The sequence below is a fragment of the Streptomyces sp. NBC_00287 genome, assembly GCF_036173105.1.
Lineage (GTDB): Bacteria > Actinomycetota > Actinomycetes > Streptomycetales > Streptomycetaceae > Streptomyces.
The window spans coordinates 6,316,649-6,332,543 of the sequence record NZ_CP108053.1; the positions used below are offsets into that span (position 1 = coordinate 6,316,649).

Sequence of the window (15,895 nt, forward strand, 5' to 3'; positions counted from 1 at the left end):
CGCCTGCCGACGGGATCGGCAGTTGCCTTGGGTCTTGGGTCGACGAGAGCACACGCCTTCGAGTGTCGCGACCTCGTGTGATTACGGCATCTTGCCATTCGGACTGAGCCATTCAGGGGGCCAGCTATGTCAAAATCGGATAACGGGTTACCCCCGAACCACACCAGGTCGGTACATCACGACCGCACCTTCTTCGGGAATCTCCCCTTCCGGCCGGAAGATCTTCGGCGCATCTCAGGATGCGGATGGCCCGACGAGGTCACCTCGGGGCCACTCGAGTGCCGCTCGGGCACTCGTCAAGAGGGTTTCGGGGGCTTGTATCTATAAGACTCCATGATTCATGTCACCGGTATGCGGTGATCGATGATCGTTCTTCGTTCCGTCATGTGACCTTGCACGTATTGGACTCGTCCTCGACGGCGTCCGTCCGGTAAGAAGGTGCTTTACACCCCTCATCCGGGGCTCAGGGCGCGTGTGCGGCGCGCCCGTCGCGTATACGCCCTCAGTGACCGTACGTATCGGTAACTGGGCCGTGCGCGGTGCCCGCCCACTTCTCAACCAGGAGTGGCCACCCTCAAACCATGAATATCTAAGGGGTCAGACAAAGTGGCAGCGGAGATCGTCAATCCTCGCAGCGACAGCGATACGGGTCAGGACGGCGGGGCGGAGCCCCTCGATTCCTTCGACCCCGCGTTCGCGCTGCACCGCGGCGGCAAGATGGCTGTGCAGGCCACCGTGCCGGTCCGCGACAAGGACGACCTGTCCCTCGCGTACACACCCGGCGTGGCGAAGGTGTGCAGCGCCATCGCCGAGCAGCCGGATCTCGTCCACGACTACACGTGGAAGTCGTCGGTCGTCGCCGTCGTGACGGACGGTACGGCCGTGCTCGGGCTCGGCGACATCGGTCCTGAGGCCTCCCTTCCGGTGATGGAGGGCAAGGCGATTCTGTTCAAGCAGTTCGGCGGCGTGGACGCGGTGCCGATCGCGCTGAACTGCACCGGCGTCGACGAGATCGTCGAGACCGTGGTGCGCCTCGCGCCCTCCTTCGGGGGCGTCAACCTCGAGGACATCTCGGCGCCGCGGTGCTTCGAGATCGAGCGCAAGCTCCAGGAGCGCCTCGACATCCCGGTCTTCCATGACGACCAGCACGGTACGGCGGTCGTGACGCTGGCGGCGCTGCGGAACGCTGCGCGGCTGAGCGGGCGGGAGATCGGGCAGCTGCGGGCGGTCATCTCGGGCGCCGGGGCGGCCGGGGTCGCCATCGCCAAGATGCTGGTCGAGGCCGGTATCGGGGATGTGGCGCTCGCGGACCGCAAGGGCATCATCTCGGCGGATCGTGCGGATCTGACCGATGTGAAGCGCGAGGTCGCCGGGTTCACGAACAAGGCGGCGCTTACGGGGTCCCTGGAGGACGCTCTCGCCGGTGCCGATGTCTTCATCGGTGTCTCCGGCGGTACGGTCGCGGAGTCCGCGGTGGCTTCCATGGCGTCCGGTGCCTTCGTGTTCGCGATGGCCAACCCGAATCCCGAGGTGCACCCGGACGTCGCGCACAAGTACGCGGCGGTTGTGGCGACGGGGCGGTCGGACTTCCCGAACCAGATCAACAACGTGCTGGCGTTCCCCGGCATCTTCGCGGGCGCGCTCCAGGTTCGGGCCTCCCGGATCACGGAGGGTATGAAGATCGCGGCGGCGGAGGCGTTGGCGTCTGTGGTCGGGGATGACCTGGCCGCGGACTATGTGATTCCGTCGCCGTTCGATGAGCGGGTTGCTCCGGCGGTTACGGCGGCGGTTGCGGCCGCTGCTCGGGCGGAAGGTGTGGCTCGGCGGTGAGCTGAGTGTGGGTTGGGTGGCCCCGGTCGGGTTGGTTCTCGGCCGGGGTCATTTTTTTACCTGCGGGGTGGGCTGGTCGGGTGTTTTTCGCCCCCGCCGCCCCTACCCGTCCCGTCCCCGGGGGCTGCCGCCCCCGGACCCCCGCTTCGGCCCTGAAGGGGCCTCGTCCTCATACGCCGGGCGGGCTGGATGATGTCGACCCGCGTTGAGCAGCCGGCATAGCTGGACAGCCCCGCCCCAGCCGCCGGGCTGAGCACAAGAGGGCATGTGTCACAGGCGTCCCCGGTTCCGGAGTTGGGCGTGCGGGCCTATCGTCAAGGTCATGTTCGCCGTCTACGCCGCCCGAATCGACCGCGACCAGCCGCTCACCGGCCTTGAGTTGGGGGAGCGTCCCGCCCCTGAGGCCCGTGCCGGCTGGAGCGTCGTCAACGTCAAGGCCGCCTCCCTCAACCACCACGACCTGTGGTCCCTGCGTGGCGTGGGTCTCGCAGAGGACAAGCTGCCGATGATCCTCGGCTGCGATGCCGCCGGCGTCGACGAGGACGGCAACGAGGTCGTCCTGCACTCCGTCATCGGCCAGAGCGGCCACGGCGTCGGCCCGAAGGAACCCCGCTCCATCCTCACCGAGCGCTACCAGGGCACCTTCGCCGAGCAGGTCGCCGTACCGACCTGGAACGTCCTGCCCAAGCCGAAGGAGCTGTCCTTCGAGGAGGCCGCCTGTCTGCCCACGGCCTGGCTGACGGCGTACCGGATGCTCTTCACCAACGCGGGCGTACGCCCCGGCGACTCCGTCCTCGTCCAGGGCGCCGGCGGCGGTGTCGCCACGGCCGCGATCGTGCTCGGCAAGGCCGCGGGGCTGCGGGTCTTCGCCACCAGCCGGGACGAGGCCAAGCGGAAGCGGGCCCTGGAGCTGGGTGCCGTGGAGGCGGTGGAGTCGGGTGCGCGGCTGCCGGAGCGGGTGGACGCCGTCATCGAGACCGTGGGCGCCGCGACCTGGTCGCACTCGGTCAAGTCGCTCAAGCCCGGTGGCACGCTGGTCATCTCCGGTGCCACCAGCGGCGACCGGCCCTCGCATGCCGAGCTGACCCGGATCTTCTTCCTGGAGCTGAAGGTCGTCGGCTCCACGATGGGGACCAAGGACGAACTGGAGGACCTGCTCTCCTTCTGCGCCGCCACCGGTGTGCGGCCCGTCATCGACGAGGTGCTGCCGATGGACCGGGCGCGCGAGGGCTTCGAGCGGATGGCGTCGGGGGAGCAGTTCGGCAAGATCGTGCTCACCAACTCCTGAGCGGCTGACGGGGGTTTCGGCCAGGCGGGTCCGGGTGCTTCCGGGCCCGCCTTTTGCATGCCAGGCATGTCAACCAGGGTTGACATCACAGGGGCTGTCAACTTAGATTGACACCATGAGTGAGGCAACGGATCTCGCCGAGCGCGCGGGCGATCGCGACCCGAGGGTCGGCCTGCGTGCCGTCGCCGCGCTGCGCCGGCTGCTGGAGCAGTTGGAGGCGGTGCAGGTGCGCAGTGCGCGCAATCAGGGGTGGTCGTGGCAGGAGATCGCCGCGGAGCTTGGTGTCAGCAGGCAGGCCGTGCACAAGAAGTACGGGAGGCATTGATGTTCGAGCGGTTCACGAAGGATGCCCGGGCGGTCGTGACGGGCGCGGTCGAGCATGCGGAAGGGGCAGGGGGCGGCACTGTGGACGCCGAGCATCTGCTGCTCGCCCTGCTGGACCGGGAAGCCAGCCGCGCCTCCTTCGCGCTGGCCGTGCTGGGGCTCGCGGAGCGCAAGGAGTCGGTACGGGAGGCGCTGGGCGAGGCGCGACGGCGGGCCGGTCTGTCCCAGGCGGAGGCAGAGGCCCTCGCGGGGCTCGGCATCGACGTCGCGGAGATCGTCGCCCGGGTCGAGGAGGTGCACGGCGTCGGCGCGATGTCCGGCGAACGCAAGCACAAGGGCTGGTGGTCCGGGCGCCCTTCCTTCAGCCGGGAGGCCAAGGACACGCTCGTAGGCTCCCTGCGCATCGCCATGGCCCACAGCGATCGCCACATCGGCGACGAACACATCCTCCTCGCCCTGACGACCCGCCCCGGGGTACCGGCAGAGGTCCTGGCCGATCACGGAGTGACGAACGCGTCAGTGACCCGGGTCCTGTACGGAGAGGGCGAGGCCAAGGCGGGGTGATTCGGGGTGGTGGGTACGGCTGAGCCGTACCCACCACCGAGGAGCCCCTCAGCCCTTCGGCGTCCGCAGTAGTGCCCCTATGTGAGCCGCCGCCGTCGACAGGTGCCTGCGGGCGTCTCGGAGTTGGTCCCCGGTGACGCCGTGGTCGCGGGCCGCGTCGCGGATGTCGTCGCGGAAGCGGTCCAGGAGGCGGTCCAGGTCGCGGGCCGGGTCGCCGGTCGGGTCCTCGTGGGCCCAGGACGGTTCGTAGTCGGCGGGGAAGTCCTCCGGGGTGTCGGAGTATTCGGGGGCGGGCTTGGAAGCCGTACCGGTACGGCCGAAGCCGAAGTCCCTTCCGAACTCCTTGCCGAAGTCCTTTCCGAACTCGCCGAACTCTTTGGCCAGTTCGGTCAGGCCCTCGCGTACACCGGTCGGCCAGTCGCCCCGCGTGAAGTGGTCCTGCACATGGTCCTGGACCCGCTTGGCGATGCGCTGCATCTCCTCCTGGGCCTGGGCGCGGGCCCGGTCCTGGGCCTCCTTGGCCTGGCGCCGGGCGCGCTGGGCCTCCTCGCGGGCCCGTCGGCTCTCGTCCTTGGCGCGCCGGGCCTGTTCCTTCCACTCCTGCTTGGCGCGGCGCATCTCCTCCTTCGCCGCGCGCCAGGCTTCCTTGTCGGTGTAGTCCGCGAAGTCACCGAGCGGGGCGTCCCCCTTGGCGCCATTGCCCTGGCGGGCCTCGGAGGCCGCAGCCCGCATCTCGCGCCGCAGATCACCGGCCGCGCCGCGCACATCGGCCCGGATCTCGGCGGCGAGCTCCGCGACCGACTCCCGGATCTCCAGCTCCAGATCGGCCAGTTCACCACTGCGGTCGGCCAACTCGGCCCGCCCGGCGTCCGTGATGGCGTACACCTTGCGGCCGCCCTCTGTGGTGTGGGTGACCAGGCCCTCGCTCTCCAGCTTCGCCAGGCGGGGGTAGACGGTGCCCGCCGACGGCGCGTACAGCCCCTGGAAGCGCTCCTCCAGGAGGCGGATCACCTCGTAGCCGTGGCGCGGGGCCTCGTCCAGCAGCTTCAGCAGATACAGGCGCAGGCGGCCGTGGGCGAAGACGGGAGGCATGTCAGAGCACCTTCTTGTCGGTCGTGCCGTCGGCCGGGTCGCCCGGGCTGGCGTCGGTGGGGGCGGTGGTGTCCCGGCCGGAACCGGAATTCTCCCCCGAGCCGGCCGATGTGCCGTCGACCGGGGCCTCTTCCCAGGCCTCCGCCTCCCAGGGTTCCTCCTCGCGGGGTGGCCTGCGCAGCAGCGCGATGGAGCCGGAGACCGTCGTCGCCCGCAGCTTGCCGTTGCCCGCGCCCAGCCGGCCGGTGACCTTGTGGGCGCCCCATTGGCCGTGCACCCGGAGTCCGTCGAAGGCGTTGGAGATGGTGCCGCTCGCGGTGTTGGCCTCGACGTCGGCGTCGGCCGGCTGTGGCAGCCGGATGGCGATCTCGCCGGAGACGCTGGTCAGCCGCACGTCCGTGGGGCCCTCCGGATCGAGGTCGATGATCATCGAGCCGCTGACCGAGTCCGCCCGCACGGAGGGCCCCGAGCCCTCGACGACGGTGAGATCTCCGGAGACGGAGTTGAACCGCAGGTCACCGGTGACGTCCTGGGCCTCCAGATTCCCGGAGACGGTGTCGGCGCGCACCGGTCCGGAGAGCCCGACCAGTGTGGTGTCGCCGGTGACCCCCTTCACCACCGTGGGACCGCGCATCCCGGAGACGACCGCGCCCGCGCCGACCACGCCCACCTCGACGCGGGTGTCGGCCGGCACCGCCAGCGAGACCACGGCACTGCGCCGCCAGCCCTTGCGGTCGAGCCACTTCAGGAAGCCCTTCCAGGGCAGATCCTCATAGGCCACGGTCAGCGTGCCGCCCTCCTGCGTGACCAGCAGGGGAGGGCCCTCGATCTCGGAGATCTCCAGACGGGCGGAACCTTCGTCCGTGCCCACGACGTTCACCGTTCCATTGACGATCCGTACATGGAGATCCCGCACGGGCTCGTCGAAGGTGAGCTTCCTGGCCTCCGCGACGGACCACTCGGACATGGTGACGACCTCCCCGTGACAACGCGCCATATCGCGTCTCGTGTATTCACGATATATCGCGCCTCGCGAAAGTCAAGACACCCTTTTGGGGACGATTACGGCCCTCGAATATGACCAACCACCACAAATCGTCCTAGCGTGTGACCATGCCGACGGAATCAGCTCGCCCCGCTTCCGGAGCCCTGCTGCTCTGCCGGGCGGAGCCGGATTCCGTCGCCCCCGCCGCCCACCTGCTGCGCGAACGCATGTTGCTCGCCCCGGCGGGCGAACAGTGGAGCGTGCTCGTGCCCGAGGGCACGCCCTGGGCGCACGACGACGAACCGGTCGACCGCGTGCTCACCGGCTGGGCCACCGCCCTCGCCGTCGGCGCCCCCTGGCCCGTCCTCGCGCTGTGGTGGGACGAGGACCGCGCCGGTTACACCTTCGCCTCCGGCTTCCGCCGCCCCGTCGGCTATGTCTGGCTCACCAATGGCACTCCGGTCGGCGAGGACGAGGCCATGCGCACCTTCGCCGCCCGTCTGGGCCTGGACCCCGTCCTCGACATGGAGTCCCTGGAGCAGCTCACCCGGCCGGACTCCGCCTCCGACGCCCGCGCCCGCCTGCACGGACTGCTCGCGGTCCTCACCCGCGCGGGAGTCTCCCTCCCCGCAGGCCTCACCCCCGGCGACCCCGCCGACCGCCTCCGCGACACGGCCCGCGCCCAGCCACACACGCGTGCCGTCGAGTGGCCGGGCTGGCGCCAGACGGTCCGCGCGGAACTCGACGCGGTCGGCGTGGCCCGCCTGGACCCCTGGCTCCCCTGGTCCGGCACCCCGCTGGCCCGCGCACTGGCGGCCGCACAACTCGCCGTCGGTCTCCCGCTCACGGCCTTCGGTCTACGGCGGCACAGCGGCGGCTGGACGGTGGCGGGGGCGCTGCTGCTGGCGCACGGCGCGCTGGGGCTGGCGTACGACGTGACACGGCCGCGCGACTGAGGCCGGGGACCCCCAAGAAAGACCTACTCTTCGTCCTCGTCGTCCAGCCGTGCCAGCCACGTAGCCAGGCGCTCCACCGGCACCTCGAAGTCCGGGTTCAGATCGACGAACGTACGCAGCTGCTCGGCGAGCCACTCGAAGGTGACCTCCTCCTCGCCGCGCCGCTTCTCCAGTTCTTCGATGCCTCGGTCGGTGAAGTACATGCCCACCAGGATAAACGGCAGGGCCGCACCCCTTTCGGGGGTGCGGCCCTGCCGTATGCGACGGAGGCTTACGCCTCGAACACCTCGCGCACCAGCTGCTCCTGCTCGGCCTGGTGGCGCTTGGCCGAACCCACTGCCGGCGACGAGCCGTGCGGGCGGGAGATGCGGCGCAGGCGCTCGCCGTGCGGGACGTCCGCGCCGACCGCCAGGTCCAGGTGGTCGATGAGGTTCAGGGCGATGAACGGCCACGCACCCTGGTTCGCCGGCTCCTCCTGGGCCCACAGGTACTTCTCGGCGTTCGGGTACTTGGCGATCTCGGCCTGGAGCTCGGCACCCGGCAGCGGGTACAGGCGCTCGATGCGGATGATCGCGACGTCCGTCACGCCGCGCTTCTGACGCTCGGACTCGAGGTCGTAGTAGACCTTGCCCGCGCAGAAGACGACCTTCTTGACCGCCGCCGGGTCCACCGACGCGTCGCCGATGACCGGGCGGAACTGGCCCGTGGTGAACTCGTCCGCCTTCGACGCCGCGGCCTTCAGACGCAGCATCGACTTCGGGGTGAAGACGACCAGCGGCTTGTGGTGCGGGTTGTGCACCTGCCAGCGCAGGAGGTGGAAGTAGTTCGACGGGGACGTCGGCATCGCGACCGTCATGTTGTTCTGGGCGCAGAGCTGGAGGAAGCGCTCCGGGCGCGCGGACGAGTGGTCCGGGCCCTGGCCCTCGTAGCCGTGGGGGAGGAGCAGCGTCACACCGCTCGTCTGGCCCCACTTCTGCTCCGCCGACGTGATGAACTCGTCCACGACCGTCTGCGCGCCGTTGACGAAGTCGCCGAACTGCGCCTCCCACATCACGAGGGACTCGGGGCGGGCCAGCGAGTAGCCGTACTCGAAGCCCATCGCCGCGTACTCGGAGAGCAGGGAGTTGTAGACGTTCAGCCGCGCCTGGTCCTCGGAGAGGTACATCAGCGGCGTGAACTCGTCGCCCGTCTCACGGTCGATGATGACCGCGTGCCGCTGGCCGAAGGTGCCGCGCTGGGAGTCCTGGCCCGCCAGACGGACCGGCACGCCCTCCAGCAGCAGCGAGCCGACGGCGAGGGTCTCGCCCATGCCCCAGTCGATCGTGCCGTCCTCGACCATCGACGCCCGGCGCTGCAGCTGCGGCAGCAGACGCGGGTGGACGGTGATGGTGTCGGGGATGTTGACCTGGGACTCGGCGATCCGCTTGACGACCTCGGCGGTGACCGCGGTGTTCACCGCGACCGGGAACTCGGCCTGCGGGTCCGACGGCTCGACCGTGGCCGGCTGCGCGGTGGCCTCACGGACCTCCGTGAAGACCTTCTCCAGCTGGCCCTGGTAGTCCTGCAGCGCCTGCTCGGCCTCTTCCAGGGTGATGTCGCCGCGACCGATCAGGGACTCGGTGTAGAGCTTGCGCACCGAGCGCTTCTTGTCGATCAGGTCGTACATCAGCGGCTGGGTGAAGGCCGGGTTGTCCGACTCGTTGTGACCGCGGCGGCGGTAGCAGATGAGGTCGATCACCACGTCCTTGTTGAACGCCTGGCGGAACTCGAAGGCGAGGCGCGCGACACGCACCACGGCCTCCGGGTCGTCGCCGTTCACGTGGAAGATCGGGGCCTCGATCATGCGGGCCACGTCGGTCGAGTACATGGAGGAGCGCGAGGACTCGGGCGCCGCCGTGAAGCCGACCTGGTTGTTGATGACGATGTGGACCGTGCCGCCGGTGCGGTAGCCGCGCAGCTGCGACATGTTCAGGGTCTCGGCCACCACGCCCTGGCCCGCGAAGGCCGCGTCGCCGTGCAGCGCGATCGGCAGGACCGTGAAGTCCGTGCCGCCCTTGTTGATGACGTCCTGCTTGGCGCGGACGACACCCTCCAGGACCGGGTCGACCGCCTCCAGGTGCGAGGGGTTGGCGGTCAGCGAGACCTTGATCTGCTCGCCGTCGAGGCCCGTGAAGGTGCCCTCGGCGCCCAGGTGGTACTTCACGTCGCCGGAGCCGTGCATCGACTTCGGGTCGAGGTTGCCCTCGAACTCGCGGAAGATCTGGGCGTACGACTTGCCGACGATGTTCGCCAGGACGTTCAGCCGGCCGCGGTGGGCCATGCCGATGACGACCTCGTCCAGGCGGGACTCGGCCGCGCTGTCGATCACCGCGTCGAGCAGCGGGATGACGGACTCGCCGCCCTCCAGGGAGAAGCGCTTCTGGCCGACGTACTTCGTCTGCAGGAAGGTCTCGAAGGCCTCCGCGGCGTTCAGCCGGCGCAGGATGCGCAGCTGCTCCTCGCGCTCCGGCTTGGAGTGCGAGCGCTCGATGCGGTCCTGGATCCACTTGCGCTGCTTCGGGTCCTGGATGTGCATGAACTCGACGCCGGTGGTGCGGCAGTAGGAGTCGCGCAGGACGCCGAGGATGTCGCGCAGCTTCATCATCGACTTGCCGGCGAAGCCGCCGACGGCGAACTCGCGCTCCAGGTCCCAGAGGGTGAGCCCGTGCTCGGTGATGTCCAGGTCGGGGTGCTTGCGCTGCTTGTACTCCAGCGGGTCGGTGTCGGCCATGACGTGGCCGCGGACCCGGTAGGAGTGGATCAGCTCGAAGACGCGGGCGGCCTTGGTGACGTCGTCGTCGTGCGAGGCGTCGATGTCCTTGAGCCAGCGGACCGGCTCGTAGGGGATGCGCAGGGACTCGAAGACGTCGTCGTAGAAGCCGCCCTCGCCGAGGAGGAAGTTCGCGACGACACGGAGGAACTCGCCGGACGCGGCGCCCTGGATGACCCGGTGGTCGTAGGTCGACGTGAGCGTCATGACCTTCGAGATGCCGAGCTTGTTCAGGGTGTCCTGGGACGTGCCCTGGAACTCCGCCGGGTAGTCCATGGAGCCGACGCCCATGATCACCGACTGGCCGGGCATCAGGCGCGGGACCGAGTGGACGGTGCCGAGGCCGCCCGGGTTGGTCAGGGAGACCGTGACCCCGGTGAAGTCGTCCATCGTCAGCTTGCCGTCACGGGCGCGGCGGACGATGTCCTCGTAGGCCTGCCAGAACTCGAAGAAGTTCAGCGTCTCGGCCTTCTTGATGCCCGCGACGACCAGCTGGCGGTCGCCGTTGGGCTTCACCAGGTCGATGGCGAGGCCGAAGTTGACGTGCTCCGGCTTGACCAGGGTGGGCTTGCCGTCCTTCTCCGTGAAGGAGTAGTTCATCGACGGCATGGCCTTGATGGCCTGCACCATCGCGTAGCCGATGAGGTGGGTGAAGGAGATCTTCCCGCCCCGGGCGCGCTTCAGGTGGTTGTTGATGACGATGCGGTTGTCGAAGAGCAGCTTCACCGGGACCGCGCGCACGGACGTGGCCGTGGGCACCTCGATCGAGGCGTTCATGTTCTTCGCGACCGCGGCGGCCGGGCCGCGCAGGGTCACCAGCTCGGGACCCTCGGCGGCGGCCGCGGGGGCCGCAGCGGCGGGCGCGGGCTTCGCGGCCGGCTTGGCGGCGGCGGGCTTGGCGGCCGCCGGGGCCGGAGCGGGCGCGGCGGGTGCCGGAGCGGCAGGCGCGGCGGCGGCCGGCTTCGGGGCTGCGGGAGCCGGGGCCGGGGCGGCGGGTGCCGCCGGAGCCGTACTGGTGGTCTGCGCGGCCCCCGTGGCCGCGGTACCCGACGGAGCCGAGGCGACAGCCGCGCCCGGCTTGTAGTCGGCGAAGAAGTCCCACCAGGCTCGGTCTACCGAATTCGGGTCCTGGAGGTACTGCTGATAGATCTCGTCGACGAGCCACTCGTTCGGACCGAACGCGGCCGCGGGGTTCTTCCCCGCTTGGTCGGTGTCGGTCGAGATGCTCGAGTTACTGGGGGACTGTGGCGACACGGCGGCAACCGCCCTCTTCCGCTTCACAAGGTGATGGACAGCGGGAATAAAGGCTACGCCTCCATGACCGGGAAGGTCAGTCCGGGCCGGTTCATCGTCGCGTAAGTCACATCGGAAAGCGTGTTTCGGGCTTGGAAATGGCGGGAAACAAGCGAGGTTCCGGTTGTTCTGGGATGCCCCGACGCATGCGTCGGCTCCACTGGAGCGGCTGGCGCCGCGCGCCATTTGGGCCTGACACGCTGAAAGCGCGGCCCTCTGCCTGATCACACGTGTCCGGCTGCCCGGACGCCCGTGGATCTTGTGGCTCCGCTTCGAACCCTACGTCAACTTGGCACGGATGGCAGGCCCGGAAGAGTGACAAGAATCCGGCAACCCCGCTTGGATTCGGCCACTCCGATCCGGCCGCCGTGCAGATCCACCGCCCAGCGGGCGATGGCCAGGCCCAGCCCGGTACCCCCGTCGCTGCCCGGGCCGTGCGGCGAGGACACCGCACCGCGGTTGAACCGCTCGAAGACCCGGTGCCACTCCGACTTCGGGATGCCGGGCCCCTCGTCCAGCACCTCGAGCTCCAGCGACTCGGGCCGGTCCCCGCGCCGGGCCTTCACCGTCACGCGCCCGTGCGCCGGGCTGTGCTTGACCGCGTTGTCGATGAGGTTCGCCACGACCTGGTGGATGCGCTCCGGGTCCGCGTGCGCGGTCAGCTCCGGCGGTGAGACGTCGAGGTGCAGATGGACGTCCGTACGCGTGTGTCCGCCCGAGCCCGAGGCGATGCCCGCGCGCGTGGAGGCGACCATGTTGGCCTCCTTCAGCACCCCGGACAGATAGGGCCACACCTCGAAACGGCGCTTCTTCAGCGGTACGACGCCGTTGTCCAGGCGGGACAGATCCATCAGCGTCTCGACCAGACGGCCGAGGCGCTCCGTCTGTTTCAGCGCGGTGCGCATCGTCTCCGGATCGGCCTCGGTGACGCCGTCGACGATGTTCTCCAGCACCGCGCGCAGTCCCGCGATGGGGGTGCGCAGCTCGTGCGAGACGTTGGCGACCAGCTCCTTGCGCTGCCGGTCCTGGGCCTCCAGCTCGTCGGCCATGACGTTGATCGTCTCGGCCAGGTCGCCCAGCTCGTCCCTGCGGTTCTCCCGCACCCGGCGCGAGTAGTCGCCGTGCGAGATCGAGCGGGCCACCGTGTTCATCTCGTCCAGCGGCGCGGTGAGCGAGTGCGCCACGAACTGGGTGATCAGCAGGGTGGCGATCATCGAGAAGACCGTGATGAAGCGCAGCTCCGTCTTGGTCTGCACCGCGATCATCGACAGACCGGTGGTGATCAGCACCGAGATGACGACCAGCGCACCCAGCTTGGTCTTGATCGAGAACGGACGTACGCCGCCCCAGGGCTCCCCGGGGCCTCTCCGTGGAGCCGGTCCGCCGCTCATGGCGTCGGGGTCTCCAAGGCATAGCCCACGCCGTGCACGGTACGGATGCGCTCGGCGCCGATCTTCCGGCGCAGCGCCTTGATGTGGCTGTCGACGGTCCGGGTGCCGGAGGCGTCCGCCCAGTCCCACACCTCCGCCAGCAGCTGCTCGCGGGAGAGCACCGCGCGCGGGGTGTTCGCCAGGCACACCAGGAGGTCGAACTCGGTGGGTGTCAGATGCACGTCCTCCGAGCGCACCCGCACCCTGCGCTGCGCGTGGTCGATCTCCAGCTCACCGAGGCGCAGGATGCCGCTGCGGGGCGTGGAGGCCGCGATCGCGGCCCGCTCCACCCGGCGCAGCAGCACATGCACGCGTGCGGCCAGCTCCCGCATCGAGAACGGCTTGGTCATGTAGTCGTCGGCGCCGACGCCGAGCCCGACCAGCATGTCGGTCTCGTCGTCCCGCGCGGTGAGCATCAGCACCGGTACCGGGCGCTGCGCCTGCACCCGACGACAGACCTCCAGGCCGTCGAAGCCCGGCAGCATGATGTCGAGGATCAGCAGATCGGGCTGCCAGGCCTCCGCCGTGTCGACGGCCGCGGGCCCGTCGCCCGCGGTCTGCACGAGGAATCCCTCGGCGCGCAGGCGGGCCGCGATGGCGTCCACGATGGTCGGATCGTCCTCGACCACCAGCACCCGGCGCTGTGCGCCAGGCGTCGCCGTCGTGCCGTTGTGGGAGGTGTGTGTCTGCTCCATCGCCCGCCCCTGAAGTTGCTTTCCGGAATCCGTGGGGTGATCCGTTTGTCTGGCACATGCCTGCGCATGCTTGCGATTGACGCTTGAATGATCCGCGCCAGGGAAGCAGCGTACGGGGAGTCACCGCAGCTCGGCTATCCAGGTCCGACGGCGAGGTGCACGACGTCGGGAACGCCCCGGGCAACGGGGATCTCTTCGGTACGCACCCGATTGAACCCGGCATTCCGCAAGGTTTCTTCGAATTCCGGAGAGGGCTGCGCCGACCATACGGCCAGTACCCCACCAGGCCTCAAAACCCTTGCGCAGCTTGCCAGTCCGGCCGTCGAGTACAGACTGTCGTTGCCCTCGGTGACGGTCCAGTCAGGGCCGTTGTCGATGTCGAGACACAGTGCGTCGAACGTGTCGGATGTCTCATTGACGTACTCGATCAGATCCGTTTCGAGGATCTCGGTGCGGGGGTCGGAGAAGGCCTGTTCGGTGAGGTCCGCGAGCGGTCCGGTGCGGTGCCAGTCGATGATGGCCCGCTCGCGTTCGACGACCGAGATCCGCCCCCACCGTGGATCGGCGGCGGCGTGTGCGAGCGAGAACCCCACGCCCAGCCCTCCGATCAGCACACTCGGCTCCGGCCTGCCGTCCAGCGCGTCCCGTGCCGCGTCGATGAGCAGCCGCTCGGAGCGGCCGTCGGAAGTGTCCATGAGGAAACACCCGTTGGCGATGATCTGCAGCAGTTCCCCGTGCCGCCGCAACACGACCTCGCCGTACGGGCCTTCGCGACGGTCCAGGACTTCGGGGATGTCGTACGAAGTGGGCATCCGTTCATCTTGGCAGGTCCGACGGGCGAAGGCGGGCGAAAATCGGTGGGTCCGCGGGGCCGGGGCGGAGACAATCCCCTGGGTACGGGGGAGGGTTGGTGGACGTTTTCGTGTGCGCCGGATGTGATGCGGCGCTGACGGTGCCGGTTGCCCGGGTCGCGCTTCCCGTCCATGCCCATCACTCGTCCTGGCACGAGCTGCTTCCCCCGCTGATGGAGCCGGGGACGTACGCCGTCGACCCCGGGCCGTCCGGGGTGCCGTGGCGGCGGTACGACGAGGTCGGGGAGGCCGGGGCGGCGGCCCGTGGCGTGTACGCGCCGGTGTACCTGCTGTCCTTCGGGGCGCCGGGCCGGATCGTCCTCGCTCCGGGCGACTCGCGTGGCCTGGTTCTGATCCCCGAGTGCTGCGAGGGCTACTGCCTGGGGCTGGACGGTGGGGGCGGACCCAATCTGGCGTGTGAGCGCTGCGGGCGGGCGGTGGCGACGCGGCTGGACGACTGCTCGCTCTGGCAGGCGGTGTGGCTGGAACCCGACGCCGTACGGCGCCTTTCGACGGGCGGGCCCGCTCCCGAACCGAGCGCGCCGGCCACGCCGCCCATCGATCCGGCCGGGGGCTGGGACCGCCGTTGGACGGCAGCCGTCGGTGCGGCGCCGGCGCATCTGGTGGTGGCCAGTGAGGGCGAGCCGGTCGCCTTCCCCGATGGACTCCTCGCCGAGCTGTTCGGCCGGGCGGCCGCCGTGATCTTCCCACCGGGCCCCGCGCCGAAGTCCGTGGGTCTGGCAGGTCCGGGCCGCACCTGCGACGCCGACATCGCCCTCGTCCCCCGCCATCCCCGCACCGGCGAACCATGGCAGCCACCCGCCCCCGTCCCCACGGTCCCGCTGGCCACGGACGTCTGGGCGTATCTCGCCGACCCCGAGGAGATCTCACCGTTCCCGGCCTCCGGCACGCTCCCGGACGGCGTCCTGCGCGACGACTATCCGCTCCCGCCGCATCCCGGGTACGCCTTCCACCCCGACCGCCAGGTCTTCATGCACACCTTGGCGAGACTCCCCGCCGTGCGCCGGCCGCGGGTGCGCGAGATCTACGACCGGCTGTGGGCCGGCCCGAACCCTGTCCTCTGGTAGCGCCGAAGCAGTACGACGGTCAGGGCGGCCGGCATCGACCACCGCAGCCAGGCCTCTCAGGAGGGCAGTCCGGTCCCGTCGGTCTTGACCGACCGCAGCAGCCGGTCCGCGTACTGGCGGAACCGCGTCACCATGTCGAAGCCCTTGGGGTCGAGCAGCCACTGGAGCTGGAGTCCGTCCATGACGGCGGCCGTTTCCTCCGCGATGTCCACGACGTCCGTGTCCGGTTTCAGCTCCCCGCTCTCCACCGCTAGTTGGAGCGAGGCGGACATGACCGCCACGAGTTCGGTGTAGCGGCGGACGAAGTACGTGTGTGCGGGATGGCCGACATCGCCCGCCTCGGCGAGCAGGACGTTGAACATCCGGGTGCGGCCGAGGCGGGCCGCGTTGTACTCGGTGAGCCGGAGCAGTCCGGCGTAGCACTCGGTGGCCGAGGCGAACTCCTCGGCGAAGAACTTCTCCCTGTCCTGCTGCTCGGTCCGCTCCAGGACCTGCACCAGCAGATCCTCCTTGCTGCGGAAGTGGTGCAGCAGTCCGCCCTGGGTGATCCCGACGTCCTTGGCGATGCGGGCCAGCGAGGAGGCGTGGAAGCCCCACTGGGCGAAGTGCTCGACGGCCGCGTCGAGGATGCGCGAGCGGCGTTCGTCGCCGACGGCATACGTCCTGCGGGTCTCCTTGGGCTCCATGCCG

The 15,895-nt window shown here is 69.7% G+C and carries 14 protein-coding genes; 6 read left to right on the forward strand and 8 right to left on the reverse strand.

Annotated elements, in window-relative coordinates; all coding sequences use genetic code 11:
• Positions 1-606: 606 nt before the first annotated feature.
• The 4 genes from OHT76_RS28975 (at position 607) to OHT76_RS28990 (ending at position 4,006) form a co-directional block, all read left to right on the forward strand.
• On the forward strand, positions 607-1,830 hold the full coding sequence (locus tag OHT76_RS28975) for an NAD(P)-dependent malic enzyme (protein ID WP_328873790.1): 1,224 nt from the start codon (positions 607-609) through the stop codon (positions 1,828-1,830).
• A 322-nt stretch (positions 1,831-2,152) separates the two neighbouring features.
• Positions 2,153-3,118, forward strand: a complete 966-nt coding sequence (locus tag OHT76_RS28980; protein WP_328873791.1) for a zinc-binding dehydrogenase — start codon at positions 2,153-2,155, stop codon at positions 3,116-3,118.
• Between the two features lie 115 nt (positions 3,119-3,233).
• Positions 3,234-3,443 carry a helix-turn-helix domain-containing protein gene (locus OHT76_RS28985; RefSeq protein ID WP_014674937.1) on the forward strand — a complete coding sequence of 70 codons (210 nt, stop codon included), beginning with the start codon at positions 3,234-3,236 and terminating at the stop codon, positions 3,441-3,443.
• Entirely contained in the window at positions 3,443-4,006 is a 564-nt protein-coding gene (locus OHT76_RS28990; protein WP_328873792.1) for a Clp protease N-terminal domain-containing protein, read from the forward strand. Before OHT76_RS28985 ends, OHT76_RS28990 begins: the two co-directional genes overlap by 1 nt.
• Positions 4,007-4,054: 48 nt before the next feature.
• Here OHT76_RS28990 and OHT76_RS28995 read toward each other — a convergent pair whose 3' ends face one another.
• Positions 4,055-5,098 carry a PadR family transcriptional regulator gene (locus OHT76_RS28995; RefSeq protein WP_328873793.1) on the reverse strand — a complete coding sequence of 348 codons (1,044 nt, stop codon included), beginning with the start codon at positions 5,096-5,098 and terminating at the stop codon, positions 4,055-4,057.
• Position 5,099: 1 nt separating this feature from the next.
• Positions 5,100-6,065: a DUF4097 family beta strand repeat-containing protein gene (locus OHT76_RS29000; protein WP_328873794.1), complete on the reverse strand. Its 966-nt coding sequence runs from the start codon at positions 6,063-6,065 to the stop codon at positions 5,100-5,102.
• 146 nt (positions 6,066-6,211) lie between these two features.
• On the opposite strand from OHT76_RS29000, the gene OHT76_RS29005 reads away from it, so the two are divergent.
• Complete coding sequence (locus tag OHT76_RS29005) at positions 6,212-7,039, forward strand: hypothetical protein (RefSeq protein WP_328873795.1); 828 nt, start codon at positions 6,212-6,214, stop codon at positions 7,037-7,039.
• Positions 7,040-7,062: 23 nt separating this feature from the next.
• Here OHT76_RS29005 and OHT76_RS29010 read toward each other — a convergent pair whose 3' ends face one another.
• From OHT76_RS29010 to OHT76_RS29030, 5 genes are all read right to left on the reverse strand, one after another.
• Positions 7,063-7,242 (reverse strand): DUF6104 family protein, encoded by a 180-nt coding sequence (locus OHT76_RS29010; RefSeq protein ID WP_023586593.1) that lies wholly within the window; start codon positions 7,240-7,242, stop codon positions 7,063-7,065.
• Positions 7,243-7,310: 68 nt separating this feature from the next.
• Positions 7,311-11,102, reverse strand: a complete 3,792-nt coding sequence (locus OHT76_RS29015) for a multifunctional oxoglutarate decarboxylase/oxoglutarate dehydrogenase thiamine pyrophosphate-binding subunit/dihydrolipoyllysine-residue succinyltransferase subunit (RefSeq protein WP_328873796.1) — start codon at positions 11,100-11,102, stop codon at positions 7,311-7,313.
• Positions 11,103-11,425: 323 nt separating this feature from the next.
• On the reverse strand, positions 11,426-12,532 hold the full coding sequence (locus OHT76_RS29020; protein WP_328873797.1) for a HAMP domain-containing sensor histidine kinase: 1,107 nt from the start codon (positions 12,530-12,532) through the stop codon (positions 11,426-11,428).
• Positions 12,529-13,266: a response regulator transcription factor gene (locus tag OHT76_RS29025; protein ID WP_328873798.1), complete on the reverse strand. Its 738-nt coding sequence runs from the start codon at positions 13,264-13,266 to the stop codon at positions 12,529-12,531. The genes OHT76_RS29020 and OHT76_RS29025 overlap by 4 nt, the downstream gene beginning before the upstream one ends.
• A gap of 134 nt (positions 13,267-13,400) precedes the next feature.
• Positions 13,401-14,078: a spermidine synthase gene (locus tag OHT76_RS29030; protein ID WP_328873799.1), complete on the reverse strand. Its 678-nt coding sequence runs from the start codon at positions 14,076-14,078 to the stop codon at positions 13,401-13,403.
• Positions 14,079-14,176: 98 nt separating this feature from the next.
• Here OHT76_RS29030 and OHT76_RS29035 point away from each other — a divergent pair, with 98 nt between their 5' ends.
• Positions 14,177-15,205 carry a hypothetical protein gene (locus OHT76_RS29035; RefSeq protein WP_328873800.1) on the forward strand — a complete coding sequence of 343 codons (1,029 nt, stop codon included), beginning with the start codon at positions 14,177-14,179 and terminating at the stop codon, positions 15,203-15,205.
• 56 nt (positions 15,206-15,261) lie between these two features.
• Here OHT76_RS29035 and OHT76_RS29040 read toward each other — a convergent pair whose 3' ends face one another.
• A complete protein-coding gene (locus tag OHT76_RS29040) occupies positions 15,262-15,891 on the reverse strand; it encodes a TetR/AcrR family transcriptional regulator (protein WP_328873801.1) in 630 nt (209 codons plus the stop codon).
• Between the last annotated feature and the right edge of the window lie 4 nt (positions 15,892-15,895).